The following is a 20,739-nucleotide window of genomic DNA, read 5'->3' on the forward strand; positions in this document are numbered from 1 at the left end:
CGCCGAAATCAAAGCCTCGTGATGTCTGGCGCAGGTTTTAGTCCCACCTCCACCTCCAGGGCGCTGATCAACGTGTTTTCGTAGCTGAAACGCTTGCCCTGCATCGGCGCCCAGCGTTCGACATAGAACAGGCCGTCGTGGTCGACCTTGATCGGCGTCGACACGATTTCGCCGCTGCGCGAGCGGTGCAGCAGGTTGGTCTGCGAAGGCGACGGGCGTTCGATCAAGTACAGGCCCGCGAGATTCAATCGACGACGGTCTACCGGGACAAAGGGCGCTGGCGCACGAATCCCCTCCACACCGGCTTCTAAAACAAGGTCGCCGCGTAACGCCCGCCTGAACGGCTTTATGCCCGAGGTCGAAACCTCCCAGGTCCCCGGGCGAATATTCTGCGCCAGCGCCGGGGCGGTATCCCGCACATGCAGGCTGACTGCACCTTGCAGTTCCGCAAGCCCGGCCACGCCCAGGTTGTTATTGGTGTGGGCGCTGCCAATAAAGGCCACCCATTTGTGCGGGCCCTGTGCTGCCTGGTCGGCCTGGATTACTTTTGACGCGAAGTAACTGAACATCTGGTTGCGCCCCAGATCGCCATCCTCCAGGCCCTTGACGTTATAGCTGGCGGTGCAGTCCAGGGCACGGATGCGCAGGCCATGCCTGGCCGCGACCTGGATCACTTCAGTGTAGGAATTTTTGCCCTTGTAGTGCGGCATCTGGCCGCGATCAAGCATGGCCAGGTAGCGCTTGAGGTTGTCCGGCAGGTGTTGGGTGCGCAGGAACAGATCCAGATCTTGCTGATGCATATCGGTCAACAGGTGTTCTACGTACAGCGTCTTGAATGCCTGTTCCTTGAGCTTTTTCATATGTTCACGCAGCCAGCGCTTGCTCGACTGCGCCTGGTGCGCTTCACCGACCACCAGCCCGGAAAACTCGCTGCTCCCAACACGTTCGAGCAGCGCCTGCGGGGTGGCCGGTGTGCCCAGGGTGGAGGGATCGGGCCTGGCTGGCGGTACATGCTGCTCCAGGTAAGCCGCCGCATCGCGACTCAGGCGCTCTCGGGCGTCCAGAAAGACGCTGAAAGCCCTTTGCTCGGTGGCGATCGGTGAGGCGTAGTTGCTGTCCAGCCCACGGCCGGCGGTGCTTTGCCGGCTGATGCTGTCCCGGAAGGCGTGGGGGATATCGTAGTCGCTGAAGTGCGTCACGTCCGTCGTAGACGCGACGCTGGCAGAAGCGGCTTGCCCGGGCTCCTTGTACGCCGTGTGCAGGGCCAAGCGATAATCGCCCTTGGCCAACGGGGCACCGGCTATGGCGCCGGGCGTGTCGACCCAGAGGCCCACCGGCTGGCCCGCCGCCACATCCTCCACGCGCAGGGCCACTGCTTCTTGCAAGTCGGCCAGGCCCGGCGTGCCCTCGAACGTGCGCAGGCGGCTGTGATCCACCAGGGCCACCCAACGTTCGTCCTGTTCGACGAGGGCATCGGCCCCGATGGCTTTATGGGAGTAGAAATTCCTGATGCTGTTGCTGCGCGGGATGGTCGGCGGGGTGTCGCGCATTTGCAGGAAATCGTCCAGCAAGTAGGAGGTAGAAGCGTCCAGGGCCAGGATCTTCACGCCCTTGTCCTTGGCCTTGCGTACCAGGGCAAGGTAGGAGTATTCGGCGTCCGGGGCAAGACCAAAGCCCTTGTCGACCGCTTCGAGATGCTGGCGAATGTTTTCCCAGGTTTTACCCTGATGCAGGCGCTGCAGGCGTGTGCGGAATGCATCGGCGGGCAGGTACTCAATGTACAAGTGTTTGAAGCCGTTGCTGACCAAGGCATCCATCTGCGTGATCAGCAGCTGTTTACTGGCGATGGAGCCCGGTATTGCGCCAATGATCAGGTTTTTGTTGCCGCTGAACGCATCGCTGGCGATCAGTTGCGCGAATGAGGTGCTGGCGTCCACGGCCGCGGGAGCGGTGCGCGCCGGTAAAGGCGTGAGTTGGGTGAAAAAGTCCTGGGCGTCAGTGCTCAGGCGTTCGACCTGTTGCAGGTAAACCGTACGCAGCGGGTTAAGGTCGAGGGCGAGCACGCCCCTGGCCACCCCCTCTGAGCCCACTAACTCACTCGTGTTCAGCAGCATCTGTGCGCGTGTATCCGGATTGATGGCCTTACCCAGATCGCGGGCATAGCTCGGTGGCATCTCATAGGCTTTCAGCGGTTCGGGGGGCTCGGGTAGTTTTTCGTACTTGGGTGCGCCACCAGTGACCCCGGTGCGGCGCCACACACCTTGGCTATCTGGCGCGGCCACCCGAGTGGTGGAGACCAGCCTGCCGGTGACAGGATCCAGTCGATACAGCAGGTAACGGCCGATCGGGTCCGGAACGGTTTTGGCCCATAGCGCCTGGCCTTCGAACAGCACCGCTTGCATATTTTCCAGCGCCAGGGGCTTGGGTTGCAGGGGCTGCACCAGCCTCACCGCTTCGCTCGGTGCAGCGTGGCTCCTGGTGACCTGGCGCAGGCCCGGCCGGGCGAGCTGTTTGACCGAGGCCAGGGCCGGGCGCAAATCGGTGACGGCGGCCCCGGCACTGTTAAGCACGTAGCCGAGCAAGTGTTCCAGTGCCGCCCCGGTATCGCCCTGCTGGTACGCGTGCAGGGCCAGCATGCCGTCCTTGAATGCCAGCAGCATGCCCAGGCTCAGGCTGAGGCTGGGAAACGGCGCGGTGGCAATCGCGGTGACCCACTCCACGCAGTTCCACAAAATGGCGCTGATCATTTGGTTGCGATTGACCGTGGTGCCTTGCACGTCATCGATCTTGCGCTGCAACGGCATGTTGTACAGGGCCTCGCGTAGATCCTGCAGCGGGGGTTGCCCGTGGGTCGAGTCATAGCGTGCCGGGCTGGTGTCGGTCTGGCTCAGGTCTTCGGGTAATTGGGCCTTGGCGTTTTCCAGGAAGGCCCGGACCCGCACCTGGGACTGGGCGCCGACCCGCAGGGTGAAATAGCCCACCATGCCGGGAATCTTTTTCAACCGGTAATTGAACAGCCGCGCTTCGCGAAAGCTGATGCCGTCCGGTGCGTTTGGGGTGTAGAGCAACGTCGGAAAATCGCCATGGCTGAAGAGCAGGTTGCCCATCACCCATTCGCCATCCACCAGCAGGCGATGGATAGCGTAGGTGCCACGGGTCTGGGCGGCGGTGTCGTGCATGCTCGCAATACTGCGTTGCAACCACGTCCAGTCTACCCCGGCGATATACCCCTCCAGCCGGCACTCCAGGGCGGCGTTCTGCAGTTGGTGCTGGGTGATGCTCAAGGTGGCATTGCGCCGCAGTGCATAGTCGGTGCTGCCGGTGTTGAGCAAGCGGGTCTTGACCTGGTTGATGTAGCGCTCGCCGACCCAGGTGCCGGTGACCGAGCGTGCAATTTTTTCTGCGCTTAATTGGCTCAAGTCAACGCCGGGCGGGCCTTTGAAACGAGCCGAACGCGAGAATTTCTCGTCGAGAAAACCTACGCCGTCGGCGTAGCCATCGCGGTACAGCTGGGTGTAAGTCAGGGGCGGCGGGGTCAGCGCGCCGAGCAACGACGGCGGTGAAAAGGCCCACACGGTGTCCGGGTCGACATCGTTCTGGGGGCGGTCCAGCAAGTCGTTGAGGCTTTTTCTCGCCTGTTCATGCAGGTAATGGGTAAAGCTGGGAAATCGGGCGTCAGACAACGGATGTTCATTGTAGGTGAGCAGCGCGCCCTCGCTGTCTTCGGCCAGTTTCAACAGCTTCTGGCGGTTGTCGACGCTGGCGGATCGGTACCAACTCGGGGTGCCGAATTCATAGTCGTCGATGCGGGTCGCCAGCACATGGGCCGACATCGCCTTGAGGCACATGGCGTGGCTGCCGATATTGCCAAAGCCGATCTCTTGGTATTCCTGGTCGTGGAACTTGAAGCTCAGGCCGCTCAAGACTTGCTTCATGGCCCCGCGAAAACGCAGGGCGACGCGCTTGATCAGATAGTCGGTGAGGGTACCCGGGGGGTGTTTGCTGCCATTGTCCAGGCTCCAGCCGAGGATGTGGTTCTGGCAGGCGAGTTCACTGTCAAACGCCATGAACTGCTGCGCGCGCGGCGCTTCGGGCGTGCACAGCAACAGGCGGATGATTGCGCCGCTCGCATCGCTTTGGCGCAGTACCCACAGGTCCTGCAATTGAGCGGCATGTAGCGACAGAGTGGCGGCGCTCAGGTGCGGGTTGGTGCCCTGGCGCAGGTCCTGCACCAATTGAAAGTCCTCGTCACTGAGGTGGCCTTGCAGCAGGGCGGTGTAGGCCAGTGCGGTGAGCCTTTGGTCGAGCATCCGTTCGATGCTACGGCTGACTTCTGGTTTGGCATGCATTTGCCGTTGCGCGTCGGCAAAGTCGATACGCGGCTGTAAGGTGGCCAGCGTCTGTGCGAGCCAGGCGGGTGTCAGGTCCTGGTAGGCGGTGGGCAGTGTCGCGCCCTGATAGGTGAGCGTGGTTTTGTTCAGGAAGTCCGAGCCCGGCAGGGCATCCCCGTCTTGCAACCCGCGCAGGGCCAGGTCGACCAGGCTGCGATCATGTTCATACTCGCCGATGGGGTAGACATAGCGCCGGGTGTTGATCAACAGGTGCTCTGGCGCCAGGTCCTGAATGTCCAGCTCGTCGCTCAGGCGTTCAAGCAACTGGTAGCGGGCCAGGGACTGCGGGGTGGTGACCGGGCCCAGCAGGTCGAGCAGGTCCTGGCGGGCTTCGTTGTAGTGCCAAAGGTGGGTGGCGAGGGTGGCGCGCCGCGCTTCGCTGGCGCTGCGATACCAGTCCGGCGCGCTGTGGCGCAGGTGGCGCTCCAGCAAGCGGCGCGCGCGCCACGCCAGGCGCGCGCGCAGGTCCGGCAAGGCGCCGGCAATGGCGCGGTCCAGGGCACTGATCAGTTGCGCGGGGCTCTGTGTGGGGTTGTCCACCAGGCTCAAGGCGCGCTCGATGTCCTGGGTGCGCTTGTCGATCAGGGCGTTGTAGGTGTGTTCAAACAGCGGCCTGTCGCTGATCGGTGCCAGTTGCAGCGGCCAGATGGCCTCGGGGCTGACATCGCGATAACGCACGGGCAGCAGTTGCATGAAGTCGCGACGTTGCTCGGCGTCGTCCATTCCTTGCAGTAGATGCCGGTTGAGTTGGGCGAGGGAACTGAAGGATGCGATCCCGCGGGAGGGGGTGAACAGCATCACTTCACCCACCGCTGGCCCGGCGTCCAGGTCGGCGACCAGCGGGCTGGATTGCTGAGTCAGGACAAAGGCGCCGGCCAATTCGACGGTGCGCTCCTGGTATTGGAACGACAGGGCGTACAGGCCCGGGCGTTGCGTGCTGCCCAGGGGCACCCGCTCAAGCATGGCCTGTTGTTGCGGATGCAGAAGGCGGTCCTGGGCGCTGAGTTTGGTTTCATGGGCCAGGGCGCTGAACCCGGCTTCGAAGGTCATATAGGACTTGCGTGGTTTGCCGTCGATCTGCTCGTCGCGATCAAGTTGTTGCAGGTACGTGTTCAGGGTGGTCTTGAGTGTCGCCACACGGGCGGGCAGGACGTTGGCTTTGATACCGATATAGAGGACCTGGCTCTTGTTCATGTATTGCTGGCGGTAGCGCGTCAGCTGGCCATTGATTTTTTCCAGGTAGGCCAGTTCGGCAACAGGTTTTTGTTCGGGCAACAGCGGCGCTTCGACCTGGAGCAGGTGATGGCTGATCTGGTTGAGGTGGCCTTTGATGCCTTCAAAGGTCTGGGGTGTTGTGCTCACGGGCACGCTCTCCATGCTTGAGGTAAGAACCCTCAGCATGGGGAGTTGTGCGTTTGGCTGGGCGGTAGATAAGTAGCGGTACGCCGCCCTGGACGCTCTGCGTCCGTTCGGATCAGGCGTTGACCGGGCGGCTAACCAACCGTTCCAAGGCCTCACCCAACCCCGCTGCCTTGTCACCGATCAACAGGTGCCAGACCCCACTTTCAAGCCGGCTCACGCCCTGGCAACCCAGTGCGGTCAACTGAGCTTCGGACAACACCGAATCATCCCCCAGTTCCACCCGCAACCGCGTCATCGCCACCGCTTCCAGCTGGCGTACATTCGCCCGGCCGCCCAAGGCGCCCAGCCATTGTTCGGCCTCCTGCACATTCACCATGACTGGCTTATCCACAGGCACAACCGCCACGGGCGCCGATGCAACAAACGACGGCATGGCCAGGCGAATCTCATCGGCAATGCTGTCGGCCATCGGCCCCACCACCACCTGTAAGCTGCCGCCATTGCCCGGGCGCACCACGGCCATCGCTCCCAGGGCCTTGAGTTCGGCGTCCATGGCCTTGTTGCGGTCCACCATGTCCAGGCGCAGGCGGGTGGTGCAGGCGCCGACGCTGAGCAGGTTGTCGGCACCGCCCAGGGCGCGGATATAGGCACTGGCCCGCTGGTGATCACTCATCGCTTCGGCCTGTGCCACCTGGCTATCTTCACGGCCCGGGGTCTTCAGGTTGAAGCGACGGATGCAGTAGTTGAACACGCTGTAGTAGATCACCGCGTAAGCCAGGCCCACCGGCAACACCAGCCAGCCATTGGTGGACTTGCCCCAGCCCAGGACCATGTCGATGAACCCTCCGGAGAAGGTAAAGCCCAGGTGAATATCCAGCAGGTTGGTGACCGCCATCGACAGGCCGGTGAGCAGCGCATGCAGCAGGTACAGGAACGGCGCGAGGAACATGAAGGCGAATTCGATCGGCTCGGTGACCCCGGTCAGGAACGACGTCAGGGCCATCGACAGGAAGATCCCGCCCATGATTTTGCGCCGCTGCGGCAGGGCGTTGCGGTACATCGCCAGGCACGCTGCGGGCAGGCCGAACAGCATCACCGGGAACATGCCGGTCATGAACTGGCCGCCTTTGGGGTCGCCGGCAAAATAGCGGGTCAGGTCGCCGGTGACCACCGCGCCGGTGGCGGGGTCGGTGAAGCTGCCGAACACAAACCAGGCCATGTTGTTGAGGATATGGTGCAGCCCGGTGACGATCAGCAAGCGGTTGAACACGCCGAACACAAAGGCGCCCAGGCTGCCGCTTTCCATCAGCAGCACGCCGAAGCTATTGATGCCGTGCTGCACCGGCGGCCAGATCAACCCGAAGATCACCCCCAGGCCCACCGCCGAAAACCCGGTGACAATCGGCACAAAGCGTCGCCCGCCAAAGAACGCCAGGTACTCCGGCAGCTTGATGTCCTTGAAGCGGTTATACAGCGCCCCGGCCATCAGCCCGCTGACGATCCCGGCGAGCATGCCCATGTTGATGGTGCTGTCCATCACCTTGAGGGTGGAGACCATCACCAGGTAGCCAATGGCCCCGGCCAGCCCGGCCGTGCCGTTGTTGTCGCGGGCAAAACCCACGGCGATGCCGATGGCGAAGATCAGCGCCAGGTTGGCGAAGATCGCTTGCCCGGCGTCGTGCATCACCGCGATGTTCAGCAGGTCGGTATCACCCAGGCGCAGCAGCAGGCCGGCAATCGGCAGGATGGCGATGGGCAGCATCAGCGCACGGCCCAGGCGTTGCAGGCCTTCAATAAACAGTTGGTACATGGCGAGTCTCCTTTTTCTTGTTGTTGTCAGCTCAACGGCCAGTGGTGTTGACAGGCTTGGCGTACGGCCCTGGCGCTGCTCAGGTCGAGCAGGCCCTGGCTCAGTTGCCTGCATTGCGCGGCGTCCAGGTGGCGCACGCGGTCTTTGATTTCGGCAATTTGCGGCGGGCTGACAGACAGCTCGCGCACCCCCAGGCCCACCAGCACCGGGGTGGCCAGCGGGTCAGAGGCGAGGGCGCCGCACACCCCGACCCAGCGCCCGTGTTTCGCCGCGCCAATGCAGGTCTGGGCGATCAGGCGCAGCAGCGCCGGGTGCAGGGCGTCGACCCGCGCGGCCAGGCCGGCGTGGTCGCGGTCCATGGCCAGGGTGTACTGGGACAGGTCATTGGTGCCGATCGACAAAAAGTCCGCATGTTCGGCCAGTTGCTCGGCCATCAACGCGGCGGCCGGCACTTCGATCATCACCCCCAGTTCCGGGCGCTGGGTCAGTTCCAGCTCGGCGCACAGCTGATCGAGGCTCTGGCGGATGTGCAGCAATTCGTCGACTTCACTGACCATCGGCAACAGGATCCGGCAGCGCTGCAGCGGGCAGACCTGCAGCAGGGCGCGCAGTTGCTGGTCGAGCAACTCCGGGCGTACCTGGGCCATGCGAATACCGCGCAGGCCCAGCACCGGGTTGGCCTCGGCGGGCAAGGGCAGGTAGTCGAGCTGCTTGTCGCCGCCCACGTCGATGGTGCGGATGATCACGGATTTGTTGCCCATGGCATCCAGCACCGCCTGATAGGCCTGGCGTTGTTCCTGCTCGTCGGGTGCGGTGCGACGGTCGACAAACAGAAACTCGGTACGCAACAACCCCACGCCATCGGCGCCGTTTGCCAAGGCAATCTGCGCCTCGCTGCTGGAGGCGACATTGGCGGCCACTTCAATGCCCACGCCATCCAGGGTGCTGGCCGCTGCCTGGGCCTGGGCCTGTTGCTGCTGGCGCCGCTGCTGTTGCGCCTCGCGAATCTGGTGGACCTGGGCGTGGCGGGCATCGTCCGGGGTGAGTTCCAGGCGCCCATTGCCGGCGTCCAGCACGACCCGTTGGCCTTGCGGCACCTCCAGCACTGCACTGCCCAGGGCGACCACGCACGGCATGCCTTTGCCCCGGGCCAGGATCGCCACGTGGGAGGTGGCGCCGCCTTCGGCCATGCAGATGCCGGCAGCATTTTGCGCGCTCAGTTGCAGCAGGTCCGAGGGCGTCAATTCATGGGCGACGACAATCGCCCCGGCAGGCATTTGGAACTGCCAGGCCTCACCCAGCAGGGCGCGTAGCACCCGTTGCTGCAAGTCCCGCAGGTCGTTGGCGCGTTCGGCAAACAACGGCTTGCCCAAGCCCAGCAACACCGCGCACTGGGCCTGGATCGCATCGCGCCAGGCATGGGTGGCGGCGCTGCCGTGCTCGATGGCGGCGGTGGCGGCCTCCAACAGGGTTGGGTCTTCCAGCAGGGCCAGGTGGGCGGCGAAGATCTCTTCTTCCTCGACGGCCTTGCGCTGGCGGGCGTGCTCCAGGGTGTTGCGGATTTCTCCGCGTACCTGCTCCAGGGCGCTGTCCAGGTGCTGCAATTGTTCTTCGCGCATGTGGTTGCCCGGGTCTTGCGGCAACTCGATGGTGTGCAGCCGCAACAGCGGCCCGCAGACCAGGCCGGGTGCGGCACACACACCCTGCAATACGCCCGCTTCGGTATTGAGCGGGCGCGCAGTCACGATCACCGGGGCCTGCTCGTGTTCGTGGGTGGTGACCGATAGGGCTGCGACCAATGCCTGTAACGCCGCGTCGCAATCCTTGCCCAGGCAGGTGACCTGTACCTCGTCCTGCTCACCAATGCCCAGCCCCATCAGGCCGATCAGGCTGGCGCACGACGCCGACTTGCCGGCGAAATGCAGCTGCGACTGGCTGCTGAAACCCTGGGCGGTCTTGCGAACCAGGGCTGCGGGACGCGCATGCAGGCCGCCGCGATGGGTAATGCGCACGCTGGCGCTGGCATGTGCCTGGGAGTTGTCGGACACAGACTGCACGGCGGCAGGCTGACGCGCAACGATGCGCAGCAGGGCTTCGCCGACCTTGACCGTATTGACGGCCACCGGGCGCAACTCGAACTGCCCGCCGTTGGTGAGGATGATCAGGCTGACCAGGCTTTTGCACTGGCGGGCGATGCGGTCCAGGTCAAAGCGCACCAGGGGCTGCCCGTTGCTGACCCGCGCGCCTTGCTTGACCAGCAGGGCAAAGCCTTCGCCATTCAATTGGACGGTATCGATGCCTACATGCAGCAGCACCTCGGCGCCATTGTCGGCGCGGATCGTCAGGGCGTGGCCGGTACGGGCAACGTGGATCACCACGCCCGCGCACGGCGCATGCAGGCAGTCGTTGAGGGGGTCGATGGCAATCCCGTCGCCCATGGCGCCACTGGCGAACACGTCGTCAGGCACGTTGCCCAGGGTCAGCACCGGCCCGCTGAGGGGGGCGCTGAGGGTGAGGTCATTATTATTGTCGGGCATGGGCACGGTACTCATCAGGAAACGACAGAAACCAACTCAGTGGGTGCGGGTGACTTTGCTCAGGTGGCGGGGTTGATCCGGGTCCATGCCCCGGGCCTGGGCCAGGCCTGCAGCCATCACATAGAAACTCTGGATTGCCAGGATCGGGTCCAGTGCCGGGTGCTCGGCGCGGCTGAGGGTCAGGTCGCGTTCGGCAATATCGTCGGGCGCGGCCAGCAGCACCCGGGCCCCGCGTTGGCGCATTTCCGTGGCCAGGGTCAGCAGGCCCGGTTGTTCGGCGCCGCGCGGGGCAAACACCAGCAGCGGGTAGTTGTCGTCGATCAACGCCATCGGCCCGTGGCGCACTTCGGCGCTGCTGAAGGCTTCGGCCTGGATCGCCGAGGTTTCCTTGAGCTTGAGCGCGGCTTCCTGGGCGATGGCAAACCCGGCGCCACGGCCGATGACCATCAGGCGCTGGCAATCGCGCAGGGCGTCGATGGCCAGGCTCCAGTCCTGGGTCGCCGCTTCGCGCAGGCCGGCAGGCAGGGCGTGGCAGGCTTCGAGCAGGCCGTCTTCCTGGTTCCAGTGGCCGACCAACTGGGCGCTGGCGCTCAAGGTGGCGATAAAACTCTTGGTCGCGGCCACGCTGCGTTCGGGGCCGGCGCACAGCGGCACATGGAATTCGCAGGCGGCTTCCAGGGGCGAATCTTCGGCATTGACCATCGACACACTCAAGGCCCCGCGCTTGCGCAGCAGGCGTAGGCTGTTAACCAGGTCCGGGCTCTGCCCCGACTGGGAGAAGCCGAAGGCCGCCTGGCCGCTGACTTTCAGCGGCGCCTGCGCCAGGGTCACCACCGACATCGGCAGCGACGCCACGGGCACGCCCACGTGCTGCATGGTCAGGTAGGCGAAGTAGCTGGCGGCGTGGTCCGAACTGCCACGGGCGACGGTCATCGCCACTTGCGGCGGCTGGCGGCGTAGGCGGCCGGCAACCTCGGCCAGCAGCGGGTCGAGGCATTGCAGCTGGGCCGCGACGGCCTCACAGGAGGACAGGGCCTCTTCAAGCATTTTTGAAGTCAATGGTTTCTCCTTCGACCATTACGTCGGTGAGGTGCAGGGAGCGGTCCAGACGCACGCAGTCGGCAAAGCTGCCCGGTTGCAGGCGGCCGCGTTGTTCCAGGCCCAGGTAATCCGCAGGAAATTGCGACAGGCGCTGTGAGGCTTCGCTGATGGGCAGGCCGATCTTCACCAGGTTGCGCAGCGCCTGATCCATGGTCAGGGTGCTGCCGGCCAGGGTGCCGTCGGCCAGGCGTACGCCGCCCAGGCATTTGGTCACGGTGTGGCTGCCCAGCTTGTATTCGCCGTCGGGCATGCCCGCCGCAGCGGTGGAGTCGGTGACGCAGTACAGGCAGGGAATCGAACGCAGGGCCACGCGCATGGCCCCGGGGTGTACGTGCAACAGGTCCGGGATCAGCTCGGCGTATTGCGCGTGGGCCAGGGCGGCGCCGACGATGCCCGGCTCGCGGTGATGCAGCGGGCTCATGGCGTTGTACAGGTGGGTGAAGCTGGTGGCGCCGGCCGCCAGCGCAGCGACGCCTTCTTCATAGCTGCCCAGGGTATGGCCGATCTGCATGCGCACGCCGCGCTGGCTGAGGGCACGGATCAAAGCGTCATGCCCGGCGATTTCCGGGGCAATGGTAATCACCCGGATCGGTGCCAGGCGCAGGTACTCCTCGACCTCGGCCATCAATGCGGTGTGGGCAAAGTTGGGCTGTGCGCCGAGCTTTCCTGGGTTGATGTAGGGGCCTTCCAGATGCACGCCCAGCACCCGGGCGCTGCCGGCCGGGCGCCGTTCGCAGAACTGGCCGAGTTCGCCGAGCACCCGGGAGATTTCCTCGACCGGCGCAGTCATGGTAGTGGCCAGCAGCGAGGTGGTGCCGAAGCGCACATGGGTGCGGGTGATGGTCTCGAAGGCGCTGCTGCCTTCCATGATGTCCTTGCCGCCGCCGCCGTGCACATGCAGGTCGATAAAACCCGGCAGCAGGTAGGGCAGGTCATTGTCGGCCGGGTCGCAAGGCACGCCTTCGACGGCGCTGACCTTGCCTTCGTGGTGCACCAGGCGGCCGCGAATCCAGCCGTGGGGCGTGAGGATATTGTCTTCGGACATGGCAGTTCTCTAGGGCCGCAGTTCAGCGGAAAAATCGTACCTACGCAGCTCTGCGACGAAGTCGTAGTAGTCGTTGCGGCAGTAGGTGTCGGTGATCTCGATTGGCGTGTTGTCGGCGGTGTAGCCGACCCGAGTCATCAGCAGCATGGCGGTGCCGGGGGCGATACCCACCAGGGCGGCGAACTCGTCCGAGGCGTTGATGGCCTGGATATGCTGCAGGGCTCGCACCACCGGTTTACCGATGCCTTCCAAGTATTCGTAGAGCGAACTGCCGATGGCCTGGGGGTTGGGAATGATCGAGGCGGGCAGGGCGCTCATTTCGATGGCCATCACGGTGTCATCCGCCTTGCGCAGGCGTTTGAGCCGCGCCACTTTGTCGGTGGGCGACAGGCACAGGCGGATCAGCTCTTCATGGGTCGGCGGGGTGATTTCGTGCACCAGCCATTGCGAACTGGGGGCAAACCCCTTGAGCCGCAACATCTCGCTGAACCCCGAGAGGCGCGACAGCGGCTGTTCCAGGCGTGGCGTGATAAACGTGCCAGAGCCCTGGCTGCGGCGGATCAGGCCTTGGGCGAACAACACTTCCAGGGCTTTGCGGGCGGTTACCCGGGAGATGCTCAACTGTTCGCTGAGTACGCGCTCGGAGGGCAAGGCCTGCTCGGATTTCCACTGGCCGGCATGGATAGCCGCTTCGAGATTGCGGGCCAGTTGCAGGTACAGCGGCGTGGATTGCCGATCGTCAGGACGCAGGGTCTGGATGGGATTCATCTGTAGGGTTTCCGATGCGTTATTGGAGTGTTGTCGCCCGGTAATGGCCGGAAATTAATACCACTTAAATACCATGTCAATGCCGCCAAAAGCGTGCACATGCCTGTTTACAGGCACCCTAAAGGTGCCTGGTATCAAGTGGTATTAGAGAGGTCTTTATCGCACGCAGAAAGACGCAGCCCCTGTCGGTGAAATGGTATTCATCGACAGGGGCTGTAGGAGAGGTAGATTTTTTTTGAATTATTTTACCAACGGTCGAGGTTACGGACGGATCTCGATCATCGTGCCGTCCTTGACCAGGTTCCACACTTCGCGCATGTCGACATTGCGCATGCCGATGCAGCCGTCGGTCCAGTCCAGGGTGTGGAACCACTGTTCCGGGTATTCCTCACTGTCTGGCGTGCCGTGGATCATGATCATGCTGCCGGGCTTGACCCCTTCGCGGCGGGCGCGGGCGGCATCGCTGATATTGGGGTAGGAGATATGCATCGACAGGTTGAAGCGGTCGCTGGTCTTGCGCCAGTCGATCCAGTAGAAGCCTTCTGGCGTGCGGCGGTCGCCTTCGATCAGTTTGTGGCCCTTGGGGTTCTTGCCCAGGGAAATGCGGTAGGTCTTCAGCGGTTTGCCATCGTTGATCAGTTGCAACTGGTGCGCGGACTTGAGTACCAGGATCTTCTCGACGGGTTTACCGCCCAGGGTTTGCAGGGTGGTGGCGCACGACAGCGTGGCGAACGACAGGCAGAGCAGAGCAAGCAACCAACGCATTGAAGCGATATCCCTTTGAAGGTGACCTTCGATTGTTATTGTGCAGGCTGAGTCAAGGGTGGCACCGATTCGCTGCGCACGGGAAACACCTGTTGCCGACGGTCGGCAAAAAAGCATTCTAAGGTACGCCTGACCGTGCGGAAAGCCAGCTCGGACCAAGGGATGTCCGCTTCATCGAACAGTCGGACTTCCAGGCTCTCGGGGCCGGCGGCAAAGTCCAGGTCGACCAGTTCGGCGCGGTAGAAGATATGCACCTGGCTGATGTGCGGTACGTCGATCAGCGTGTAGATACTCAGGTTGCGCACCCTGGCGCAGGCTTCCTCCAGGGTTTCGCGCAGGGCGCCCTGTTCGACGGTCTCGCCGTTTTCCATAAAGCCAGCAGGCAGGGTCCAGTAGCCCAGGCGCGGCTCGATGGCGCGCCGGCACAGCAGCACCTGATTGCCCCAGACGGGCAGGGTGCCGGCGACGATATTGGGATTCTGATAGTGAATGGTCTGACAGTGGTCGCACACATAACGCAGGCGTGTATCGCCTTCGGGAATGCGCTGGGTGACCGGTTTACCGCACTGGCTGCAGAAGTTCATGCTTGGGTTCCTGGGGACTGCGCCTATCTTGGCGTGCAGGGCAGTGGCCTGCAAGTTGTCGTTTAGCGACACCGCCGGGGTTTTGGGGTTGGGCACCCGTACGCTTTGGTGCATGATGCAAGGTAGCCAACAGATCGAGATGACTCATGCTGGACGAGCTACTTCGCCGGGTAAGCAATCACACGCCACGCACGCTGGAAACTGACGGACGTTTCCCCGAGGCCGCGGTGCTGGTGCCGATTACCCGCAGTGACGAACCCGAGCTGATCCTGACCCTGCGTGCCAGCGGCCTGTCGACCCATGGCGGCGAAGTGGCGTTCCCGGGTGGGCGCCGCGACCCCGAAGACCCCGACCTGGTGTTCACCGCGTTGCGCGAGGCCGAAGAAGAAATCGGCCTGCCACCGGGCCTGGTGGAAGTGATCGGGCCCTTGAGCCCCCTGATCTCCCTGCACGGCATCCGCGTGACCCCCTATGTGGGGGTGATCCCCGATTACGTCGAGTACCTGGCCAACGACGCCGAGATTGCCGCCGTGTTCAGCGTGCCCCTGGAGTTTTTCCGCCAGGACCCGCGCGAGCACACCCATCGCATCGATTACCAGGGCCGCAGTTGGTATGTGCCCAGCTATCGGTTTGGTGAATACAAGATCTGGGGCCTGACGGCGATCATGATCGTCGAGTTGATCAACCTGCTCTATGACGATGCCGACATCAGCCTGCATCGCCCGCCAAAAAGCTTTATCAATACTTAAGCCATCGTTTGAATGGCAAGCCGTGAGGGAAGACTATGAAATACCGCCTGGGCGAGGCCCGTGTCGAGACCCATCCACACAGCTGGGTGGCTCCCAATGCCACGCTGGTAGGCAAGGTCAAGCTCGAGGAGGGCGCCAACGTCTGGTTCAACGCGGTGTTGCGTGGCGACAACGAGCTGATCCTGATCGGCAAGAACAGCAACGTGCAGGACGGCAGCGTGATGCACACCGACATGGGCTACCCGCTGACCCTGGGCACCGGTGTGACGGTTGGGCATAACGCCATGCTGCATGGCTGCACTGTCGGCGACTACAGCCTGATTGGCATCAATGCGGTGATCCTCAACGGCGCCAAGATTGGCCGGCACTGCATCATCGGCGCCAATTCGTTGATCGGCGAGGGCAAGGAAATCCCCGATGGCTCGCTGGTAATGGGCTCGCCTGGCAAGGTGGTACGGGAGTTGACCGAGCAGCAGAAGAGGATGCTCGAAGCCAGTGCTGCGCACTATGTGCACAACGCCCAGCGCTATGCCCGTGACCTGGTCGAGCAGCCGGAATGAACCCGGTTGAACGCCCCGTCGCCTCGCCCTGCGTGAGTATTTGTGCCCTGGATGACGACGATATCTGCACCGGTTGCCAGCGCAATGTCGACGAAATCACCCGTTGGAGCCGCATGGACAACGCCGAGCGCCGGGTGGTGCTGGGGCTGTGTCATGAGCGGGCAAAGGCCAGTGGGGTGTTGTGGATGATTCCCGGAAAGTCTGGCGCCTGAACCGGTGCTATCGCAGGCAAGCCAGCTCCCACATTGGAATGCATTTCAACAGGTGGGAGCGGGCTTGCCCGCGATGAGACCCGCCCAGACGACATATTTCTAAATGTGCAGTACCCTGTGCCCCTTGCCCACAGGTCCCTCGCCCCATGCTCTTCCTGATCGCCTATATCAGCAGCGTCGTGCTGATCAACTTCGCCTTTTCCACCGCCCCGCACCTGGATGTCATCTGGTCCGCCTGGGGTGGCCTGGTGTTTATCCTGCGGGACATGGTGCAAACGCGCTTCGGCCACGGGGCGATCATCGCCATGCTCGCGGCGCTGGCGCTGTCCTATATCACCTCCGATCCGTCCATCGCCCTGGCCAGCGCCACGGCGTTCGCGGTGTCCGAGTGCATCGACTGGCTGGTCTTCAGCATCACCAAGCGCCCGTTGCACGACCGGCTGTGGATAAGTTCGGCACTGAGCATTCCCCTCGATACCTTTATCTTTTTTGGCCTGATCGGCGCGTTGACGCCCGCTGTGGTCGGCACCGCCCTGGCCTCGAAATTTGCCGGGGTCACCGTGGTGTGGCTGGCCATGGCCTGGCGTTTGCGGCGCCAGCGTGTCGCTAACTGAGGCCAATGCCCGCCGTTCATGTAAAATGCCGGCCTTTCTCCCCCTGATCCGCTCCCCTGAGGACCTGAGATGACCCGAATCGGAACTCCATTGTCGCCAACCGCGACCCGCGTATTGATGTGTGGCTGCGGTGAGCTGGGCAAGGAAGTGGTAATCGAACTGCAACGCCTGGGCGTTGAAGTGATTGCCGTGGATCGCTACGCCAACGCGCCGGCCATGCAGGTGGCGCATCGCAGCCACGTGATCAACATGCTCGACGGCGCGGCCCTGCGTGCGGTGATCGAGGCGGAAAAACCGCACTTCATCGTCCCGGAAATCGAAGCCATCGCCACCGGCACCCTGGTGGAGCTGGAGGCTGAAGGCTTTACCGTGATCCCCACCGCCCGCGCGGCGCTGTTGACCATGAACCGTGAAGGAATCCGCCGCCTGGCCGCTGAAGAGCTGGACCTGCCGACTTCGCCGTACCACTTCGCCGACACCGTGGAAGACTATCGCAAGGCCGTCGAAGACCTGGGCTTCCCGTGCGTGGTCAAGCCGGTGATGAGTTCGTCGGGCAAGGGCCAAAGCCTGTTGCGCAGCGTCGATGACGTGCAGAAAGCCTGGGACTACGCCCAGGAAGGCGGCCGCGCCGGCAAGGGCCGGGTGATCATCGAAGGGTTTATCGACTTTGATTACGAAATCACCCTGCTGACCGTGCGTCACGTGGGTGGCACCACCTTCTGCGCGCCTGTGGGCCATCGTCAGGAGAAGGGTGACTATCAGGAGTCGTGGCAGCCCCAGGCCATGAGCCCGGCGGCCCTGGCTGAATCCGAGCGCGTCGCCAAAGCCGTGACCGAGGCCCTGGGTGGCCGTGGCCTGTTTGGTGTCGAGCTGTTTATCAAGGGCGACCAGGTGTGGTTCAGCGAAGTCTCGCCGCGCCCCCACGACACTGGCCTGGTGACCTTGATTTCTCAGGACTTGTCGCAGTTTGCCCTGCATGCGCGGGCGATCCTGGGCTTGCCGATTCCGTTGATCCGCCAGTTCGGGCCTTCGGCTTCGGCGGTGATCCTGGTGGAAGGGCAGTCGACCCAGACAGCGTTCGCCAACCTCGGCGCGGCCCTGAGCGAGCCGGACACGGCATTGCGTCTGTTCGGCAAGCCAGAAGTGAATGGCCAGCGCCGCATGGGCGTGGCGCTGGCGCGGGATGAGTCGATCGAGGCTGCCCGGGCCAAGGCTACCCGTGCTTCCCAGGCGGTGGTTGTAGAGCTGTAAAAGCATCGCGGGCAAGCCCGCTCCCACATTGGAATGCATTGCACATGTGGGAGCGGGCTTGCCCGCGATAGCGGTCTATCAGGCGACTTTGTTCAAATCGTTATCCCGCGTCTCTTTCAGGCACAGCACCGCAATCAAACTGAGCAACGCTGCCGCCGACACATACCCGCCGACATAACTCAGCCCACCCATCGCCACCAGTTTGGTCGCGAAAAACGGTGCGGCCGAAGCGCCAACGATCCCGCCCAGGTTATACGCCGCCGACGCCCCGGTATAACGCACGCGTGTCGGAAACAGTTCCGGCAACAGCGCCCCCATCGGCGCAAAGGTCACGCCCATCAGGAACAGTTCCAGGCACAGGAACAGCGCCACCGCCCAGGTCGAGCCATGGGTCAGCAACGGTTCCATGGTGAACCCTGAAAGAATCGCCAGCACCGCACCGACGATCAGCACCGGTTTGCGCCCATAACGGTCACTGGCCAGGGCTGCCAGCGGGGTGGCCGCGCCCATGAACAGCACGGCAAAGCACAGCAGGGCGAGGAAGGTTTCGCGGCTGTAGCCCAGGGTGCTCACGCCGTAACTCAGGGAAAACGCCGTGGTGATGTAGAACAGCGCATAGCACACCACCATCGCCGCCGCGCCCAGCAGCACCTGCAACCAATGCTGGCTGAACAGCTCGACCAGCGGCACTTTCACCGGTTTTTCCTTGGCCACGGCGTTGGCGAACACTGGGGTTTCGTGCAGTTTGAGGCGCGCATACAGGCCCACCATCACCAGCGCGGCGCTGAGCAGGAACGGAATGCGCCAGCCCCAGCTGCGAAATTGCTCATCGTCCAGGTTCATCGCCAGGATCAGGAACAGCCCGTTGGCCGCCAAAAAGCCAATGGAAGGCCCCAGTTGCGGGAACATGCCGAACCAGGCGCGCTTGCCCTTGGGCGCGTTCTCGGTGGCCAGCAGTGCGGCGCCGCCCCATTCCCCACCCAGGCCAAGGCCCTGGCCGAAACGCAGCACGCACAGCAGGATCGGTGCCCAGGCGCCGATGCTGTCGTAACCCGGCAACAGGCCGATCAGGGTGGTACACACGCCCATCAGCAGCAATGAGGCGACCAGCGTCGACTTGCGCCCGATCCGGTCACCGAAATGGCCGAACAGCGCCGAGCCCAGGGGGCGGGCGATGAACGCGATACCGAAGGTCAGGAACGCCGCCAGCATCTGCGCGGTGCCGGAGCTCTGCGGGAAGAACACCGGGCCGATCACCAGCGCGGCGGCCGTGGCGTAGATATAGAAGTCGTAGAACTCGATGGCGGTGCCGATGATGCTCGCGGTCGCGACGCGGCTGGTCGAGTTGGTCGGGGCGGCGGGAGCGGCCTCGTTATAGGTGGTGCTCATTGAGGTATCCCTGATGGTCATTGCGCCTTTGGCGCGGATTATTATTGGTCTTGCACCCATGGATCAGGGCAGTGCGCGGAGTCGGCTCGGGATGGGAGCGAGTACCGGTCAGACACGATGACGCGGTGCCTGGACACGCTCAGTGCGGGTAGCACGCGGTCGGGCGGGGCTTGGGTAAGCGGAGTTGATTATAGGAAGGGGTTTGCGCTGCAAACAAGGGCTGGAGCGCGGTCTTTGGGGCTGGAAAGATCAAATGTGGGCTTGCCCGCGATGCTGGCGCGATGGTGTATCAGTGACACTGAGGTGATGCTATCGCGGGCAAGCCCGCTCCCACACAAGCCTGCTCTCGGATTTAGGTAGCAATCGGCGCTGAGCCGATATGCCAGATCAACACCTTGCTCACCCGGTTGTCTTCAGTTTCGAGGATTTCCAGGCGATAACGGCCGATCTTCACGCACACCGCGCAATCGGGAATGGTCTCCAGCGCTTCGGTCACCAGGCCGTTAAGGGTCTTGGGGCCGTCGCTGGGCAGGTGCCATCCCAGGCATTTGTTCAGTTCGCGGATCGATACGGCGCCGTCAATCACGTAGCGGCCGTCTGGTTGGGGCTGGATCAGCGGGTTGTCCAGGCTCTGCTCGCTTTCGAATTCGCCGACGATCTCTTCCAGGATATCTTCCAGGGTGACGATGCCCAGCACCTCACCGTACTCGTCCACCACCATGCCCAGGCGGCGTTGTTGTTTGTGGAAATTCAGCAGTTGCAGTTGCAGCGGCGTGCTTTCCGGGACGAAGTACGGCTCGTGGCAGGCCGCGAGCAGGGCGTCCTTGGTCAGGCTGGCGTCGGGCAGCAGGTGCTGGATCTGCCGGGTGTTGAGCACCGCCTCGACCTGGTTGATATCACTGTGGAACACCGGCAGCCGCGTGCGCTGGGAGGTGCGCAGTTGTTCGATGATCTCTTCGATAGGGTCGTCGAGGTTGATGCCATCCACTTCGCTGCGCGGCACCAGGATGTCATTGACGGTGATGTTGTCCAGGGCGTGGATGCCCGGCATGCCTGACGTCGGGTCATCGTTCGCGTCTGACGCTTGCTCGTCGGACGGGTCGCTCTGTGGCTCGTCGCTTTTCTTGACGATCCCGGACTTGCGTGCGAAAGGGCGCAACAACAGCAGGCTGAGGCCATTGAGCACCCAGGCCAAGGGGTAGAGGATCTTCAGCGGCACGCCCAGCAGCGTATTGCCAAACCCCAGCACCGCCTGCGGGTAGCGGGTGGCGAGGGTGCGCGGCAGGTAATCGGCCAGCACCAGCAGCAGCCCGCTGGAGATCACCCAGCCGAGCCAGGGACCGTTTTCGGCCCAGGCATGAAGCGCCAGCAGGGTGCAGAGAATCACTACCACCGCGCGGCATAAGGTATTGCACAGGATCAGGCTATTGCGCGGGAAGCTGAGGCGGGCGGCGGCCTTGTCGCCCTGGCGTGTACCGGGGCGCAGGGCCAGCAAATGGTGCTGGGCGGCTTCGATGGCGGTAAACAGCGCTGACCACAAGACCAGCAGCGCGACTACGGCGAGCATCGGCTCCAGGGGCAAATTGTCCATAATCGCTGCC

The 20,739-nt window shown here is 63.4% G+C and carries 15 protein-coding genes; 5 read left to right on the forward strand and 10 right to left on the reverse strand.

Features of this window, described 5'->3' with window-relative positions; translation table 11 throughout:
- Positions 1 to 8: 8 nt before the first annotated feature.
- The 8 genes from ACO77H_RS05260 to ACO77H_RS05295 form a co-directional block, all read right to left on the reverse strand.
- Entirely contained in the window at positions 9 to 5,753 is a 5,745-nt protein-coding gene (locus ACO77H_RS05260) for a dermonecrotic toxin domain-containing protein (protein WP_432755117.1), read from the reverse strand.
- A 112-nt stretch (positions 5,754 to 5,865) separates the two neighbouring features.
- Positions 5,866 to 7,563, reverse strand: coding sequence for an N-acetylglucosamine-specific PTS transporter subunit IIBC (gene nagE / locus ACO77H_RS05265; protein WP_169956653.1), 1,698 nt, complete (start codon positions 7,561 to 7,563; stop codon positions 5,866 to 5,868).
- Positions 7,564 to 7,589: 26 nt separating this feature from the next.
- Positions 7,590 to 10,100 (reverse strand): phosphoenolpyruvate--protein phosphotransferase, encoded by a 2,511-nt coding sequence (gene ptsP, locus ACO77H_RS05270; protein ID WP_432755118.1) that lies wholly within the window; start codon positions 10,098 to 10,100, stop codon positions 7,590 to 7,592.
- Positions 10,101 to 10,136: 36 nt separating this feature from the next.
- Positions 10,137 to 11,159, reverse strand: coding sequence for an SIS domain-containing protein (locus ACO77H_RS05275; protein ID WP_169956649.1), 1,023 nt, complete (start codon positions 11,157 to 11,159; stop codon positions 10,137 to 10,139).
- Positions 11,140 to 12,246, reverse strand: a complete 1,107-nt coding sequence (gene nagA, locus ACO77H_RS05280; protein WP_170042955.1) for an N-acetylglucosamine-6-phosphate deacetylase — start codon at positions 12,244 to 12,246, stop codon at positions 11,140 to 11,142. Before nagA ends, ACO77H_RS05275 begins: the two co-directional genes overlap by 20 nt.
- 9 nt (positions 12,247 to 12,255) lie before the next feature.
- The gene (locus ACO77H_RS05285) at positions 12,256 to 13,014 is read right to left on the reverse strand and encodes a GntR family transcriptional regulator (protein WP_432755119.1); all 759 of its coding nucleotides are present in this window, start codon (positions 13,012 to 13,014) and stop codon (positions 12,256 to 12,258) included.
- Positions 13,015 to 13,275: 261 nt separating this feature from the next.
- Positions 13,276 to 13,779, reverse strand: coding sequence for a L,D-transpeptidase family protein (locus ACO77H_RS05290; RefSeq protein ID WP_169956643.1), 504 nt, complete (start codon positions 13,777 to 13,779; stop codon positions 13,276 to 13,278).
- A 35-nt stretch (positions 13,780 to 13,814) separates the two neighbouring features.
- Positions 13,815 to 14,363, reverse strand: a complete 549-nt coding sequence (locus ACO77H_RS05295) for an NUDIX hydrolase (protein WP_169956641.1) — start codon at positions 14,361 to 14,363, stop codon at positions 13,815 to 13,817.
- Between the two features lie 146 nt (positions 14,364 to 14,509).
- Between ACO77H_RS05295 and ACO77H_RS05300 the strand changes: the two genes are divergently transcribed.
- The 5 genes from ACO77H_RS05300 (at position 14,510) to purT (ending at position 17,749) form a co-directional block, all read left to right on the forward strand.
- Positions 14,510 to 15,112: a CoA pyrophosphatase gene (locus ACO77H_RS05300; RefSeq protein WP_029296164.1), complete on the forward strand. Its 603-nt coding sequence runs from the start codon at positions 14,510 to 14,512 to the stop codon at positions 15,110 to 15,112.
- Between the two features lie 35 nt (positions 15,113 to 15,147).
- Positions 15,148 to 15,672 (forward strand): gamma carbonic anhydrase family protein, encoded by a 525-nt coding sequence (locus tag ACO77H_RS05305; RefSeq protein ID WP_432755120.1) that lies wholly within the window; start codon positions 15,148 to 15,150, stop codon positions 15,670 to 15,672.
- Positions 15,669 to 15,884: a DUF1289 domain-containing protein gene (locus ACO77H_RS05310; protein ID WP_057437987.1), complete on the forward strand. Its 216-nt coding sequence runs from the start codon at positions 15,669 to 15,671 to the stop codon at positions 15,882 to 15,884. The genes ACO77H_RS05305 and ACO77H_RS05310 overlap by 4 nt, the downstream gene beginning before the upstream one ends.
- A gap of 146 nt (positions 15,885 to 16,030) precedes the next feature.
- Positions 16,031 to 16,498 carry a VUT family protein gene (locus tag ACO77H_RS05315; RefSeq protein ID WP_169956637.1) on the forward strand — a complete coding sequence of 156 codons (468 nt, stop codon included), beginning with the start codon at positions 16,031 to 16,033 and terminating at the stop codon, positions 16,496 to 16,498.
- 69 nt (positions 16,499 to 16,567) lie between these two features.
- Positions 16,568 to 17,749, forward strand: a complete 1,182-nt coding sequence (purT, locus tag ACO77H_RS05320) for a formate-dependent phosphoribosylglycinamide formyltransferase (RefSeq protein WP_076962107.1) — start codon at positions 16,568 to 16,570, stop codon at positions 17,747 to 17,749.
- A 78-nt stretch (positions 17,750 to 17,827) separates the two neighbouring features.
- On the opposite strand, the gene ACO77H_RS05325 is transcribed toward purT, so the two are convergent.
- Together ACO77H_RS05325 and ACO77H_RS05330 are read right to left on the reverse strand one after the other, a co-directional pair.
- Positions 17,828 to 19,138 (reverse strand): MFS transporter, encoded by a 1,311-nt coding sequence (locus ACO77H_RS05325; RefSeq protein WP_169878379.1) that lies wholly within the window; start codon positions 19,136 to 19,138, stop codon positions 17,828 to 17,830.
- A 352-nt stretch (positions 19,139 to 19,490) separates the two neighbouring features.
- Positions 19,491 to 20,729: a transporter associated domain-containing protein gene (locus ACO77H_RS05330; RefSeq protein WP_169956633.1), complete on the reverse strand. Its 1,239-nt coding sequence runs from the start codon at positions 20,727 to 20,729 to the stop codon at positions 19,491 to 19,493.
- Between the last annotated feature and the right edge of the window lie 10 nt (positions 20,730 to 20,739).

Source organism: Pseudomonas sp. WMBT8 (assembly GCF_050916005.1).
Classification (GTDB): domain Bacteria; phylum Pseudomonadota; class Gammaproteobacteria; order Pseudomonadales; family Pseudomonadaceae; genus Aquipseudomonas.